General features: G+C 63.5%; 12 protein-coding genes. 8 read left to right on the forward strand and 4 right to left on the reverse strand.

Going from position 1 to position 15,180, the window contains the following annotated elements; translation table 11 throughout:
- Positions 1 to 80 precede the first annotated feature (80 nt).
- Positions 81 to 977, reverse strand: coding sequence for a D-hexose-6-phosphate mutarotase (locus tag AC3WL2_RS19085; RefSeq protein ID WP_102684602.1), 897 nt, complete (start codon positions 975 to 977; stop codon positions 81 to 83).
- Positions 978 to 1,050: 73 nt separating this feature from the next.
- A complete protein-coding gene (locus tag AC3WL2_RS19090) occupies positions 1,051 to 1,449 on the reverse strand; it encodes an acyl-CoA thioesterase (protein ID WP_003253317.1) in 399 nt (132 codons plus the stop codon).
- Between the two features lie 362 nt (positions 1,450 to 1,811).
- Here AC3WL2_RS19090 and AC3WL2_RS19095 point away from each other — a divergent pair, with 362 nt between their 5' ends.
- From AC3WL2_RS19095 to AC3WL2_RS19130, 8 genes are all read left to right on the forward strand, one after another.
- Positions 1,812 to 3,101: an MFS transporter gene (locus AC3WL2_RS19095; protein ID WP_102684601.1), complete on the forward strand. Its 1,290-nt coding sequence runs from the start codon at positions 1,812 to 1,814 to the stop codon at positions 3,099 to 3,101.
- Positions 3,102 to 3,267: 166 nt separating this feature from the next.
- Positions 3,268 to 4,266 (forward strand): phosphate ABC transporter substrate-binding protein PstS, encoded by a 999-nt coding sequence (locus AC3WL2_RS19100; RefSeq protein WP_102684600.1) that lies wholly within the window; start codon positions 3,268 to 3,270, stop codon positions 4,264 to 4,266.
- Positions 4,267 to 4,409: 143 nt separating this feature from the next.
- Positions 4,410 to 6,698 carry an ABC transporter permease subunit gene (locus AC3WL2_RS19105; protein ID WP_102684599.1) on the forward strand — a complete coding sequence of 763 codons (2,289 nt, stop codon included), beginning with the start codon at positions 4,410 to 4,412 and terminating at the stop codon, positions 6,696 to 6,698.
- A gap of 17 nt (positions 6,699 to 6,715) precedes the next feature.
- A complete protein-coding gene (gene pstA / locus AC3WL2_RS19110) occupies positions 6,716 to 8,386 on the forward strand; it encodes a phosphate ABC transporter permease PstA (protein WP_038707069.1) in 1,671 nt (556 codons plus the stop codon).
- Positions 8,387 to 8,458: 72 nt separating this feature from the next.
- Positions 8,459 to 9,292 carry a phosphate ABC transporter ATP-binding protein PstB gene (gene pstB / locus AC3WL2_RS19115; RefSeq protein ID WP_031315066.1) on the forward strand — a complete coding sequence of 278 codons (834 nt, stop codon included), beginning with the start codon at positions 8,459 to 8,461 and terminating at the stop codon, positions 9,290 to 9,292.
- A gap of 73 nt (positions 9,293 to 9,365) precedes the next feature.
- A complete protein-coding gene (gene phoU / locus AC3WL2_RS19120; RefSeq protein ID WP_023630537.1) occupies positions 9,366 to 10,136 on the forward strand; it encodes a phosphate signaling complex protein PhoU in 771 nt (256 codons plus the stop codon).
- Positions 10,137 to 10,298: 162 nt separating this feature from the next.
- Positions 10,299 to 11,210 carry a response regulator gene (locus AC3WL2_RS19125; RefSeq protein ID WP_102684598.1) on the forward strand — a complete coding sequence of 304 codons (912 nt, stop codon included), beginning with the start codon at positions 10,299 to 10,301 and terminating at the stop codon, positions 11,208 to 11,210.
- A gap of 151 nt (positions 11,211 to 11,361) precedes the next feature.
- Positions 11,362 to 12,261: a peptidoglycan DD-metalloendopeptidase family protein gene (locus AC3WL2_RS19130; protein WP_102684597.1), complete on the forward strand. Its 900-nt coding sequence runs from the start codon at positions 11,362 to 11,364 to the stop codon at positions 12,259 to 12,261.
- A 50-nt stretch (positions 12,262 to 12,311) separates the two neighbouring features.
- On the opposite strand, the gene AC3WL2_RS19135 is transcribed toward AC3WL2_RS19130, so the two are convergent.
- Entirely contained in the window at positions 12,312 to 13,652 is a 1,341-nt protein-coding gene (locus AC3WL2_RS19135) for a hemolysin family protein (RefSeq protein WP_102684596.1), read from the reverse strand.
- A gap of 207 nt (positions 13,653 to 13,859) precedes the next feature.
- The gene (gene phoR, locus AC3WL2_RS19140; protein ID WP_256582483.1) at positions 13,860 to 15,131 is read right to left on the reverse strand and encodes a phosphate regulon sensor histidine kinase PhoR; all 1,272 of its coding nucleotides are present in this window, start codon (positions 15,129 to 15,131) and stop codon (positions 13,860 to 13,862) included.
- Between the last annotated feature and the right edge of the window lie 49 nt (positions 15,132 to 15,180).

The following is a 15,180-nucleotide window of genomic DNA, read 5'->3' on the forward strand; positions in this document are numbered from 1 at the left end:
GCTCCCACAGGCGACCGCGCAATCCTGTGGGAGCCGGCTTGCCGGCGATAGGGCCAGTACAGGCGGCTGAAACTATCGGGTCAGAGCGCTTCGCTACCGATTGCCACGCTCATCGCATGAGTCGCCCCTGGTTTGAGCACCACCACGTCATCCATCACATTCGCCGTCTCGATGCATAGCATGCGCTGCCAGCCATCGTCGGCCATGTCGGGCAGGTCGCGGGCGCGGTCGGTCCAGGGGTTCCAGATCACCGCGGTGCGTGAGCCGCCGGCCTGCAGGATGATGCGTCGGCTCCAGTGTGGGTCGACAATCGCCAGTCGCTCAGGCGCGTTCAGGTAGATGCGATCAGTCTCGCCGGCGAAACCCAGGTTGCCCTGTTGTTTGCGCTGTTCCCAGTTGGCCAGTGTTTCGATGTAGGCCAACCCGTCCACGCCTTCCACTTGCACCTGGCGCACATCGCTCACGGCGAAGTAGCTGTGCAGGGCCTGGCTCAGGATAACGTCGGTATTGCCGAGGTTGTAGCTGGTCAGGGTGAGCTTCAGCTGGTCGCCCAGTTCTACCAGGAGCTTGAGTTGGACGTCATGAGGCCAACCCGGCAGCTCACCCTGGGCTTCGGGCAATTCGAACTCGAACTGCAGGTGGTCGCCGTGTTCCTCGGCGCGCAACAACTGCCAGTCACGGCCACGCACCAGGCCGTGGGCGGGCGGCTGCTCGCCCTTGAACATGGCTTTGACCGAATCGGGATTGCGCTCGAAGATACCGAACCACGGCCAGCACACGGGTGCGCCGGCACGCACCGACTTGCCCTGGCGGAAGATGGCCTGGTCGCTCAGCCACAGCAGCGGTGGCTCGCCCAGGCGCTGATAGCTCAGGACCTGGGCGCCCTGTTGGGCAATCAGTAGTTCGGCATGATCGCTGGTGATGCGCCAGCAGTTGAGTTCGCCGTGCAGCTCGGTCTCGACCGTGAAGTTAGCCATTGCGTTCGTCTCATTGATTGTCTGTCAGGCCGTTGGACCCGGTGACGTGCAATGAGTTTACCGCTCGCCAGGCTCAGCGACGAGGTACGGAGCGGGTGCGACCACTGCCATCGATGGCGACGAACACGAACACTGCCTCGGTGACCTTGCGCCATTCGCTGGACAGCGGGTCGTCGCTCCACACTTCGACCATCATCTGGATCGAGCTGCGGCCGATTTCCAGGGTCTGGGTATAGAAGGACAGCTGCGCGCCCACCGCCACCGGCACCAGGAACGCCATGCGGTCGATGGCTACCGTGGCCACTCGGCCTCCGGCGACGCGGCTGGCCATGGCGGTGCCGGCCAGGTCCATCTGGGCGACCAGCCAGCCGCCGAAGATATCGCCGAAACCATTGGTCTCGCGCGGCAGCGCGGTGATCTGCAAGGCCAGGTCGCCTTGCGGGATAGGATCTTCTTGTTCGAGCTCAATCATGCCGTGGGGCCTCTGACCCGTGACGCTTCGTTGGTGGCGCAATAACGGACGCCGTAAAAACGATTCAGCAACACGCATACTACGCTGATTTCGCTTCAGGGGGCGGCCTCAGGGAAACTCTGCGAAACAGTCTGACAACAATGACCGACGTTTTCGCACAGCATCCCTCAGGATAAGCAACCTTTTCCTACGAGCGGGCAGTATATATACCTGCACAGCCAGCGACGACCGCACATTCATGAATATCTGTATGGATTTTGTACCGCTATGAGCGCGGCTCGGCAATTTGCTATCTTCGCCGACTACTCAATCCAGAAGCCGCATGCCAAGCGGTCCGCAGACCAACAAGAGAAAGAACAGCGATGACCTCCGTGCAGAGCAGTATCGAGCAGCCGTCCCGGCCGTTGTCCCGCAGTGACTACAAGACCCTCTCGCTGTCCGCCCTGGGCGGTGCCCTGGAGTTTTACGACTTCATCATCTTCGTGTTCTTCGCCACGGTGGTGGGCAAGTTGTTCTTCCCCGCCGACATGCCCGAATGGCTGCGCCTGATGCAGACCTTCGGCATCTTCGCCGCCGGCTATCTGGCCCGGCCATTGGGCGGTATCGTCATGGCCCACTTCGGCGACCTGCTCGGACGCAAGAAGATGTTCACCCTGAGCATTTTCATGATGGCCGTGCCGACCCTGGTGATGGGCCTGTTGCCCACCTATGCGCAGATTGGCCTGTGGGCGCCGATCCTGCTGCTGCTGATGCGGGTGATTCAGGGCGCGGCCATCGGTGGCGAGGTGCCAGGAGCCTGGGTGTTCGTCTCCGAGCACGTGCCGGCGCGCAACACCGGCTATGCCTGCGGCACGCTGACCGCCGGCCTGACCTCGGGCATCCTGCTTGGCTCGCTGGTGGCAACGCTGATCAATACGCTCTACACCCCCGAGGAAGTGGCGGACTACGCCTGGCGTATCCCGTTCCTGCTCGGTGGGGTGTTCGGCTTCTTCGCGGTCTACCTGCGCCGTTGGTTGCATGAGACCCCCGTTTTCGCCGAAATGCAGGCGCGCAAGGCCCTGGCCGAAGAGCTGCCGCTGCGCGCGGTGCTGCGTGATCATCGCGGCGCGATCATCCTGTCGATGCTGCTCACCTGGCTGCTGTCGGCCGGCATCGTGGTGATTATCCTCATGACCCCGGCGTTGCTGCAGAGCCTCTACCACGTCAGCCCCACCGACTCGCTCAAGGCCAATAGCCTGGCCATCGTGCTGCTCAGCCTGGGCTGCGTCGGCGCTGGCAGCCTGGCCGACCGTTTCGGCGCCGGGCGCGTGTTCATCGTCGGCAGCTTGGCGCTGCTGGCGTCGTCCTGGGCCTTCTACCACAGCCTGCCGACCCGCCCTGACCTGCTGTTCCCGCTGTACGCCCTGACCGGCCTGTGCGTGGGCATCGTCGGCGCGGTGCCTTACGTGATGGTCAAGGCCTTCCCGCCGGTGGTGCGCTTCAGTGGCCTGTCGTTCTCCTACAACCTGGCCTATGCGATCTTCGGTGGTCTGACGCCGATGGTGGTGACCGCGCTGCTGAAGTTCAGTCCTATGGCGCCGGCTTACTATGTGGCGTGCCTGTGCGCCGTCGGTCTGTTGGTGGGCATCTATCTGCTTGCACGCAAACGCTGAATCCCGCTCTAGATCCCCTCTGCAACATCCTGTAAAGGCCATCCCGGTTACCGGTGATGGCCTTTCATCCAATTGTCACATTCGAGTCATAGAGTGTTCATGCGGCCTGCAGATACTTGGGCCCGTTCCATCTCACAACCCACGATATTCCTGCTAGGAGCAAGGCATGAAACTGAAGCGTTTGATGGCGGCCCTGACCTTTGCCGCCGCTGGCGTCGCTGCCGCCAATGCGGTCGCCGCTGTCGATCCTGCAATCCCGACCTACACCAAGACCACCGGTGTTTCGGGCAACCTCTCCAGCGTCGGTTCCGACACCCTCGCGAACCTGATGACCCTGTGGGCCGAGGCCTACAAGAAGGAATATCCGAACGTAAACATTCAGATCCAGGCCGCCGGTTCCTCGACCGCGCCACCCGCCCTGACCGAAGGCACCGCCAACCTGGGCCCGATGAGCCGCAAGATGAAGGACGTCGAGCTGCAGGCGTTCGAGCAGAAGTACGGCTACAAGCCGACCGCCATCCCGGTTGCCGTGGACGCCCTGGCCGTGTTCGTGCACAAGGACAACCCGATCAAGGGCCTGACCATGGCTCAGGTTGACGCTATCTTCTCCTCCACCCGCCTGTGCGGCGGCAAGGCTGACGTCAAGACCTGGGGCGACATCGGTGTGACCGGCGACCTGGCCAACAAGCCAATCCAGCTGTTCGGCCGCAACTCGGTATCGGGCACCTACGGCTACTTCAAGGAAGAAGCCCTGTGCAAAGGCGACTTCAAGCCTAACGTCAACGAACAGCCTGGCTCGGCCTCGGTAGTGCAGTCGATCAGCTCGTCGCTGAACGGCATCGGCTACTCGGGCATCGGCTACAAGACCGCCAGCGTCAAGACCGTTGCCTTGGCCAAGAAAGAAGGCGGCGCGTTCGTCGAAGACAACGAAGCCAACGCCCTGAACGGCACCTACCCGCTGTCGCGTTTCCTCTACGTCTACGTCAACAAGGCGCCGAACAAGCCTCTGGCCCCGCTGGAAGCCGAGTTCGTCAAGCTGGTGCTGTCGCAGGCCGGCCAGCAAGTTGTCGTGAAGGACGGCTACATCCCGCTGCCAGCCAAAGTGGTCGACAAGACCCTGGCCGACCTGGGCCTGTCCCACGCGGGTAACGTTGCAAAGAAGTAAGTAATTGAGGTTGAGGCCGGCGACTAATAATACCGGCCTCTTCCACGAATTCCTTAGTCCGAAGCCAGGGCTCCTGCGCGGCGGGCTTTTTTGCGTCACTGCACTGTCATGTTTTTGTCATACGGGACCGCTAGGGTGTGCGCATGAATGATCTGGCCAACTCCACAATGACCCAAAATTCTCCTCCCGTGCGCATTGACTTCAATACGCCCGAGTTGCAACGCAAGCGCCGCCTGCGCGCCCTCAAGGATCGCCTGACCCGCTGGTACGTCCTGGTGGGCGGGCTTGCCGTCCTGGCGGCGATTACGCTGATCTTCTTCTACCTGGCCTATGTGGTGCTGCCGCTGTTCCAGGGCGCCACGCTTTCCAGCAAGAAGGCGCTGGAGCCGACCTGGCTGCAGCAGGACGCCGGTAAACCGCTGTTGATCGCCCTCGAGGAACAGAACCTCGTGGGTATGCGTGTATCCGACAAGGGCCAGGCCCTGTTCTTCGACACCAAGACCGGCAACGAACTGAAGCGCGTCGACCTGCCGCTGCCGGCCGGCGCCCAGGTCAGCTCGATCAGCACCGACCAGCCGGGCAGCCCGCTGGTGGTGGTGGGCCTGTCCAATGGCCAGGCGCTGGTGTTCCACCACACCTACAAGATCACCTATCCGGACAACAAGAAGACCATCGAGGCGGGCATCGACTTCCCCTATGGTCAGGACCTGTTCACCCTGGATGAACAAGGCCGCGCGCTGGAGCATGTGAGCGTCAACGTCAACGGCGACACCTTGTTGCTGGCCGGTTCCACCGGTGCGCACCTGCAGGTGATCGAACTGTCGCGCACCGAGAACATGATGACTGACGAGGTCACTGTCGAGCAGAACCGTATCGAACTGCCGCAGATGACCGAGGTGGTGAAGAACATCTTCATCGACCCGCGCCAGCAGTGGCTGTACGTGGTCAACGGCCGCGCCACCGCCGACGTGTTCAGCCTGCGCGACAAGAGCCTCAACGGCCGCTACAAGCTGCTCGAGGACGGCAACGCCGAAATCACCGCGACCGCCCAGCTGGTTGGCGGCATCTCGCTGATCTTCGGTGACTCCAAGGGTGGCCTGAGCCAGTGGTTCATGGCCCGCGACCCCGATGGCGAGTCGCGCTTCAAGTTGATCCGCAGCTTCCAGCTGGGCAAGGCCCCGGTGGTGCAGATCGACGCCGAGGAGCGCCGCAAGGGCTTCATCGCCCTGGACAGCGAAGGCAAGCTCGGCGTGTTCCACAGCACCGCGCACCGCACCCTGCTGGTCGAGCCGGTCGCCGAAGGCGCGGGCATCCTCGCCCTGTCGCCGCGCGCCAATCGCATCATCATCGAGCAAGGTGGCAAGCTGCTGCCGCTGAGCCTGAAGAACCCGCACCCGGAAGTCTCCTTCAGCGCGCTGTGGGGCAAGGTCTGGTACGAGAACTACGACGAGCCCAAGTACGTCTGGCAGTCGACCGCCTCGAACACTGACTTCGAACCCAAGCTGAGCCTGTCGCCGCTGACCTTCGGTACGCTCAAGGCCGCGTTCTACGCGATGATCCTGGCTGCCCCGCTGGCCATCGCCGCCGCCATCTACACCGCCTACTTCATGGCCCCGGGCATGCGCCGCAAGGTCAAGCCGGTGATCGAGTTGATGGAAGCAATGCCGACGGTGATCCTCGGCTTCTTCGCCGGCCTGTTCCTCGCGCCGTACCTCGAAGGCCACCTGCCGGGCGTGTTCAGCCTGTTCCTGATCATGCCGATCGGTATCCTGCTTGCCGGCTACAGCTGGAGCCGCCTGCCGGAGTCGATCCGCCTGCGCATCCCTGATGGCTGGGAAGCGGCGATCCTGATCCCGGTGATCCTGGTGATCGGTTGGTTTGCCCTGTACATGAGTCCGTTCCTCGAGAGCTGGTTCTTCAAGGGCGACATGCGCCTGTGGATCAGCAACGACCTCGGCATCACCTATGACCAGCGCAACGCCCTGGTAGTGGGTATCGCCATGGGCTTCGCGGTCATCCCGAACATCTACTCCATCGCCGAGGACGCTGTGTTCAGCGTGCCGCGCAGCCTGACCCTGGGCTCGCTGGCCCTGGGCGCGACACCATGGCAGACCTTGACCCGCGTGGTCATCCTCACCGCCAGCCCGGGCATCTTCTCGGCGCTGATGATCGGCATGGGCCGTGCGGTAGGTGAGACCATGATCGTGCTGATGGCCACCGGCAACACCCCGGTGATGGAGCTGAACCTGTTCGAGGGCATGCGCACCCTGGCCGCCAACGTGGCCGTGGAAATGCCCGAATCGGAAGTCGGCGGCAGCCACTATCGTGTGCTGTTCCTCGCCGCCCTCGTGCTGCTGTTGTTCACCTTCGTGATGAACACCCTGGCCGAGCTGATTCGCCAGCGCCTGCGCAAGAAATACTCGTCGCTTTGATAGAAAGGTAGAGATCCGTGAAAAAGGATTCCCTCAAAGGCTGGTTCAAGAGCGGCGCCCCCGGCGTCTGGATCAGTGGCGGCGCGGTGGCCATGGCGGTCATCATGACCGTCGGCCTGCTGGCCGTGATCGCCGTCCGCGGCCTGGGCCACTTCTGGCCGGCCGACCTGGTCCAGGCCACCTACAAGGTGCCGGGCCAGGCTGACCACATTGTCATCGGTGAAGTGGTGCAGAAGGAAGAAGTGCCCCGGGAACGCCTCAAGGGTGCCGGCCTGCCGGTGCCCGACCAAGGCCCGGAGTTCATGACCCGCGAGCTGATCAAGGTGGGCAACCGCGACCTCAATGGCAGCGACTTCACCTGGGTGGTCGGCGAGTGGCTGGTCGACCAGCAGAAACCTGCCGACCTGATTGCCCTGGAGCGCCGCGAATGGGGCAACTTCTACGGCTATCTGGTCAGCGTCAAGGAAGAAGGCCGCGTGGTCGCCCAGGGACCGGAAGCCTGGAACGAGTTGCAGGCCCGCCTCAAACGCGCCAGCCAACTCAACGACCAGCTTGTGAAGCTCGAGAAGAAGGACATCGGTGCCATCAACCACGGCCTGGAGCGCCTGCGCCTGCACAGCCGCAAGCTGGAGCTGGACGGCAAGCTCGACGCCGCTGCACAGGCCGACATGGACGCCGAGCGCGCCGAACTGAACAACCGCTACAAGGCCATCGAAGAGCGCCTCAACGGCCTGCACCAGGAGTTCGCCCGCGACAGCCTGGTAGCCCGCGACGGCAACGGCCGCGAAGTGGAGATCAACCTGAGCAAGGTGGTCCACGCCATCCAGCCGAACGCCATGTCCGGTTTTACCAAGATGGGCGCCTACTTCGCCAAGGTGTGGGAGTTCCTCAGCGACGACCCGCGTGAGGCCAACACCGAAGGCGGTATCTTCCCGGCCATCTTCGGCACCGTGATGATGACCCTGATCATGGCGGTGATCGTCACCCCGTTCGGCGTGCTGGCTGCCGTCTACCTGCGTGAATATGCCAGGCAGGGCCCGGTGACCCGGCTGATCCGCATCGCCGTGAACAACCTCGCCGGCGTTCCGGCGATCGTCTACGGCGTGTTCGGCCTGGGCTTCTTCGTCTACGTGCTGGGCGGCTCCATCGACCGGCTGTTCTTCCCCGAGTCGCTGCCGGCACCTACGCTGGGTACGCCGGGCCTGCTGTGGGCTTCGCTGACCCTGGCGCTGCTGGCCGTGCCGGTGGTGATCGTGGCCACCGAGGAAGGCCTGGCGCGTATTCCGCGCACCGTGCGCGAGGGCTCGCTGGCCCTGGGCGCAACCAAGGCCGAGACCCTGTGGAAGATCGTCCTGCCGATGGCCAGCCCGGCCATGATGACCGGCATGATCCTCGCCGTGGCCCGCGCCGCCGGCGAAGTGGCCCCGCTGATGCTGGTGGGTGTGGTGAAGCTGGCGCCATCGCTGCCGGTGGACGGCAACTACCCGTACCTGCACCTGGACCAGAAGATCATGCACCTGGGCTTCCACATCTACGACGTCGGCTTCCAGAGCCCCAACGTCGAGGCCGCGCGGCCGCTGGTGTACGCCACCGCGCTGCTGCTGGTGCTGGTGATCGCCACCCTCAACCTCTCGGCGGTGTGGATCCGTAACCACCTGCGCGAGAAGTACAAGGCCCTGGACCACTGATCCTGATTGCAAGCGCGCCGCCCGGATGCCGGGCGGCCCTTTGAAACGAATTGATAGCGTATGGAGTTGACCATGCAGCATGAATCCCACGCCCACGGCATCGACATGTCGGCCCTGGGCCGCGACAAGCAGAGCCTGCGCCTGGCTGAAGAGACCGTGGCCATCGAAGTACCCGGCCTGTCCCTGTTCTACGGCGACAAGCAGGCGCTGTTCGACGTCAGCATGAACATCCCCAAGCAGCGCGTGACCGCCTTCATCGGCCCGTCCGGCTGCGGCAAGTCCACGCTGCTGCGCACCTTCAATCGCATGAACGACCTGGTCGACGGCTGCCGTGTCGAAGGCGCCATCAACCTGTACGGCAACAACATCTACCGCAAGGGCGAGGACGTGGCTGAGCTGCGTCGCCGCGTGGGCATGGTGTTCCAGAAGCCCAACCCGTTCCCCAAGACCATCTACGAGAACGTGGTCTACGGCCTGCGTATCCAGGGCATCAACAAGAAGCGCGTGCTCGACGAGGCCGTCGAGTGGGCGCTGAAGGGCGCGGCCCTGTGGGATGAGGTCAAGGACCGCCTGCACGAGTCGGCGCTGGGCCTGTCAGGTGGCCAGCAGCAGCGTCTGGTAATCGCCCGTACCATTGCCGTTGAGCCGGAAGTGCTGTTGCTCGACGAGCCGTGCTCGGCACTGGACCCGATCTCGACACTGAAGGTCGAAGAGCTGATCTACGAACTGAAATCCAAGTACACCATCGTCATCGTGACCCACAACATGCAGCAGGCGGCCCGTGTTTCGGACTACACCGCCTTCATGTACATGGGCAAACTGGTCGAATTCGGTGATACCGACACCCTGTTCACCAACCCGGCGAAGAAGCAGACCGAAGACTATATCACCGGTCGCTACGGCTAAGACCGGCAAGGTAGGAACGCCAGGGAACGACACGAACGACTTGAAGCCTGCAGCTGCTTCGCGGAGCGAAACGATGATCAACAAAGAAAGCCTTACCCACCACATCTCCCAGCAGTTCAACGCCGAGCTCGAGGAGGTGCGCAGCCACCTGCTGGCCATGGGCGGGCTGGTGGAGAAACAGGTGAACGATGCCGTCACCGCGCTGATCGAGGCCGACTCGGGCCTGGCGCAGCAGGTGCGCGAGGTCGACGAACAGATCAACCAGATGGAGCGCAACATCGACGAGGAGTGCGTGCGCATTCTCGCCCGTCGCCAGCCGGCGGCCTCCGACCTGCGCCTGATCATCAGCATCTCCAAGTCGGTGATCGACCTGGAGCGCATCGGTGACGAGTCCACCAAGATCGCCCGCCGTGCCATCCAGCTGTGCGAGGAAGGCGAGTCGCCGCGTGGCTACGTCGAGGTGCGCCACATCGGCGACCAGGTGCGCAACATGGTCCGCGACGCGCTGGACGCCTTCGCCCGTTTCGACGCCGACCTGGCGCTGTCGGTGGCCCAGTACGACAAGACCATCGACCGCGAGTACAAGACAGCGCTGCGTGAGCTGGTCACCTACATGATGGAAGATCCGCGCTCGATCTCCCGCGTGTTGAGCGTGATCTGGGCCCTGCGTTCGCTGGAGCGTATTGGCGATCACGCACGCAACATCTCCGAGCTGGTGATCTACCTGGTGCGTGGTACCGACGTGCGCCACATGGGCCTCAAGCGCATGAAGGCCGAGGTGCAGGGCGAAGCGTTCGATGAGGGCGAAATCGCTAATGTTCCGGCCGAACCGGACGATAAATAGGATTGCTCCCGAGCATGAACGCCCGGCAACCGCCGGGCGTTTTCGTTTGCGGTCGAGCACCAGCAGGCACCCGCGAACCGTGTGAGAAGTCCCGGCGTGACCAGTGGTTTGGCAAATGGCCATCAGTCGGCGGTATGCTAGCCGGGATCAAGAGGAGTATCGATGAGTAAAGTGAATGTGCTGGTCGTGGATGATGCCCCGTTCATCCGCGACCTGGTAAGGAAGTGCCTGCGCAATGCCTTCCCCGGCATGGTGATCGAGGACGCGGTCAACGGTCGCAAGGCCATGGCCATGCTGAGCAAGGAACGTTTCGACCTGGTCCTGTGCGACTGGGAAATGCCGGAGATGTCCGGCCTCGAACTGCTGACCTGGTGCCGCCAGCAGGAAGAGATGAAGACCATGCAGTTCATCATGGTGACCAGCCGTGGTGATAAGGAAAACGTGATCCAGGCCATCCAGGCCGGCGTTTCCGACTTCGTCGGCAAGCCCTTCACCAACGAGCAGCTGCTGACCAAGGTGAAGAAGTCGCTGACCAAGATCGGCAAGCTCGACAGCCTGATGTCCAGCGCGCCGGCGCGGGTCAACTCGGCGTTCGCCAATGACTCGCTCAGCGCCCTGACCGGTGGTCGCCCGGAGGCGGCCAAGGTGAACGCGCCCGTCGCCGCGCCCGTGGCAGCGGCGGCCAAGCCGCTGCTCAACGCCCCCACTCCGAAGACTGCCGCTGCGGCGGCCCAGGCTGGTCGTGGCCAGGGCCAACTGCGTCTGTCCAGCGGAACCCAGCCGTGCATGATCAAGGCCCTGAGCCTCAAGGAAGCCCTGCTGGTGGTGCGCCGCGGTACCAACCTACCACAGGTGCTCGAAGGCGCGGTGCTGGACCTGGAGCAAGGCGAGAATGCCGAAACGGCGCGCCTGAACGGCTACCTGCACGCCATTGCGGCGCTGGAGCCCAAGCCTGAGAGCGACTGGCTGCAACTGACCTTCAAGTTCGTCGACCAGGATGCGCAGAAACTCGACTACCTGTCGCGGCTAATCGCCCGCGGCACGGCGCAGAAGCACTTCACGCCTGGCGCCTGATGGCCGCTTGAGCACCGCGTCGGAGCGGATGTAGTGGGAGCGGGCTAGTCCCCTCCCACGTTACATTTCCGGCATCCCGACCAACTGTCATATCCCTCTCAAATCCGGCTGCTAGGCTTCGACAGAACGCAACTGTCAAAAAGCCACCATCATGCCGCCCTCCCGACTGCTGCTGTTCTGTGCCTTGCTCACGGCCTCGGCGTCGAGCCTGGGCATGACCATCTACAAGACCACCGATACCTATGGCGTGGTTTCCTATTCCGACCGACCCAGCGTGGGCGCCAAGGTTTTCGTGTTCCGCGAACCCATGGTCGAGCGCCTGGACGGCCAGGTGCGGCTGAAGACCGAGGATTTCGCCGGTGGCGTGCGTTTTGTCGCGCGCAACGAGCTGTTCGTGCCGATGGAAGTTGAACTGCGTGTGGAGCGCCTGGCCAATGCCCAGGGCGGTAACGCCCCGCGCATCGTCCGGCGCCTGGTGCCGCCACGCTCGAACCTGATCCTCAGCGTGGTACAGGCTCGCCAAGGGGCTCGCCTCAAGTACGACACCAAGGTCCGCTACGCCATGGGCGACCCGGGCCAGCGCCCGCAGGGCTACCGTTATCCGTTCCCCTGGAAGGGCGGGCCGTTCCGCCTGAGCCAGGGCCCCAACGGCCGTTTCAGCCACTTCGGGCCCAAGGGCCGCTACGCCATGGATATCGCCATGCCCGAAGGCACGCCGATCATCGCGGCACGCGGTGGAGTGGTGGTGAAGATCGAGAACAACCAGAGCGGGCGGGGCAACAATCCGGCGGGCAATTTCGTCAGGATCCTGCACCCGGACGGCACCATGGGCGTTTACCTGCACCTGATGCGCGGCTCGGTGGTGGTGGGCGAGGGGCAGCGTGTGGCCCAGGGGCAGGCGCTGGCCAAATCGGGCAACACCGGTAACAGCAGCGGGCCGCACCTGCATTTCGTGGTGCAGCGCAATGTGGGGCTGGCGCTGGAGTCGATCCCGTATCAGTTCGACCGGCCAATCGGTGGACTGCCGGACTTTACCGCAGGGAATCCATGACGCATCGCGAGGCAAGCCCGCACCCACAGATGTAGGCGCGGGCTCTCAGGTCAATCGAGCTTGAGCACCTTGGCCAGCACGATCTTAGGCCCTTTCATCTTCTTGATGATGATGCGCAGGCCTTCGACTTCCAGCACTTCCTCTTCCTCGGGCACGCGCTTAAGCGTCTCGTAGATCAGCCCGGCGAGGGTTTCCGCCTCGATGTGGTCCAGGTCGATACCCAGCAAGCGCTCCACCTTGAACAGCGGCGTATCACCGCGCACCAGCAACTTGCCCGGCTGGTAAGCGAGGATGCCGCGCTCGGTCTTGCGGTGTTCGTCCTGGATATCGCCCACCAGCACTTCCAGCACGTCTTCCATGGTCAGGTAGCCGATCACTTTGCCGTCGGCTTCCTCGACCAGCACGAAGTGCGCGCCACCCTTGCGGAACTGCTCCAGCAGCTGGGACAGCGGCATGTGCCGGGATACCCGTTCCAGCGGGCGGGCGAGGTCTGCAAGGTCGATGGTTTGCGGCAAGTGGTCGAGCTCTGCCAGCTCCAGCAGCAGGTCCTTGATGTGCAGCAGGCCGGTGAATTCCTCGCGCTCGGCGTCATATACCGGGTAGCGACTGAACTTGTGACGGCGCAGCAGGGCGAGGATTTCCTTCAGCGGCGCATGGGCATCGATGCTGACCATGTCCTCGCGCGAGTTGGCCCAGTCGACCACCTCCAGCTCGCCCATCTCCACGGCCGAGGCCAGTACGCGCATGCCTTGGTCGCTTGGGTCCTGGCCACGGCTGGAGTGCAGGATCAGCTTGAGCTCCTCGCGGCTGTAGTGGTGCTCGTGGTGCGGCCCGGGCTCGCCTTGACCGGCGATGCGCAGGATGGTGTTGGCGCTGGCGTTGAGCAGGTAGATCGCCGGGTACATCGCCCAGTAGAACAGGTACAGCGGCACGGCGGTCCACAGCGACAGCAGCTCGGGCTTGCGGATCGCCCACGACTTGGGGGCCAGCTCGCCGACCACGATGTGCAGGTAGGAGATCACGAAGAAGGCGACGAAGAAAGAGATCGCCTTGATCAGCTCCGGGCTGTCCACGCCGACATAAGCCAGCAGCGGCTCGAGCAGGTGGGCGAACGCCGGCTCGCCGACCCAGCCCAGGCCTAGGGAGGCGAGGGTGATGCCCAGCTGGCAGGCCGAGAGATAGGCGTCGAGCTGGTTGTGCACCTTGCGCAGGATGCTGCCACGCCAGCCATGCAGCTCGGCGATGGATTCGACGCGGGTGGAGCGCAGCTTGACCATGGCGAACTCGGCAGCCACGAAGAAGCCGTTGAGCAGCACCAGGAACAAAGCAAAGAGAATCATGCCGAAATCGGCGAACAACGAGGTGAGGCTGATACCTGGGGAAGGGTCCATGATGGGGTTTTACGGGGTCCGTCTGCTGAAATGTAAGAAAAAAAGTGCCAGCGTTTGCTGGCACAGGGGATCCAATGTAGCGGCTGAGGCTGCAAAAGCAAAGGGCCGCTTCGCGCCCCATCGCCGGCAAGCCGGTTCCCACGAGGGCCGCATCTTTCCTGTGGGAGCCGGCTTGCCGGCGATGGGGCGCGAAGCGGCCCTCGGATCTCAGCCCTTGTTCACGACCAATTGTGCTGGCGCAAAATGACAGGTGAAGGTGCTGCCATGGCCCGGCACGCTGCTGATTTCCAGGCGCCCGCGATGGCGCATCAGCACATGCTTGACGATCGCCAGGCCCAGCCCGGTGCCGCCGGTGTTGGAGGCTCGGCTGGAATCGACGCGGTAGAAGCGTTCGGTCAGGCGTGGCAGGTGCTTGGCCTCGATACCGACCCCCGAGTCCTGCACGCTGAGGTGCGCGCCTTGTTCGTCGGCCCACCAGCGGATGCGGATATTGCCTTCGTCCTGGGTGTACTTGACCGCGTTGAACACCAGGTTGGAGAACGCGCTGCGCAGCTCCGACTCGCTGCCTTTGAGGCGTATGCCAGGCGTTGCTTCCAGGCTGATCCGCTGGTTGCGCGGGCCGGACAGGGCCTGGGCGTCGTTCTTGATGGCGGTGAGCAGGGTGTCGACCAGCACTGGCTGGTTGTCCGAGGGATAGTCGGTAGCTTCGAGCTTGGCCAACAGCAACAGGTCGTTGAGCAGCGTCTGCATGCGTGAGCCTTGCGCGCTCATCTGCTGCAAGGCCCGGCTCCAGCGCGGGTTCACGTCCTCGACGTTGTCCAGCAGCGTCTCGAGGTAGCCGGTGATCACTGTCAATGGCGTGCGCAGCTCGTGGGAAACGTTAGCCACGAAGTCCTTGCGCATCTGTTCCAACTGGTGGATGCGGGTCACGTCGCGCACCAGCATCAGGTGCTCGTTGTTGCCGTAGCGGGTGAGGTGCAGTTGCACGCGCAGGCGGTCGTTGATCGGCGAAGGGATCTCCAGCGGCTCGGCGTAGTTCTCCGACTCGAAGTACTCCTTGAAGCGCGGGTGGCGCACCAGGTTGGTCACCGGCTGGCCGCCGTCCTGCGGGGTCTTGAAGCCCAGTAGGGTCTCGGCGGCGCGGTTCCACCACTCAAGGTTGCCGTCGCTGTCGAGCATGATCACCGCATCGCGAAGGGCAGCGGTGGACTCCTGGACCCGGTCGATCACTGCCTGCAGGCGGCCACGCACGCGCTGGTCGCGGCGCTGCAGGTGATAGATGCTGTCGAACACTTCGCCCCACAGGCCGTAGCCATCGGGTGGCGCTTCATCGGGTTGATGATTGCGCAACCAGTCGTGCAAGCGCAGCAACTGCTTCAGTGTCCAGCCCAGGTAGAAGGCCAGGCCGATGGCCAGGCTCCAGCCATAGTAACCGCTGACCAGCCCGCCGATCAGGCAGACGGTGATCAGCAGGAGCATGTGGCGAATCAGGGTCGCGTGCCAGTTCTGGTTCAATTGACAGTCCTTG

The sequence above is a fragment of the Pseudomonas sp. FW305-96 genome (assembly GCF_058783825.1).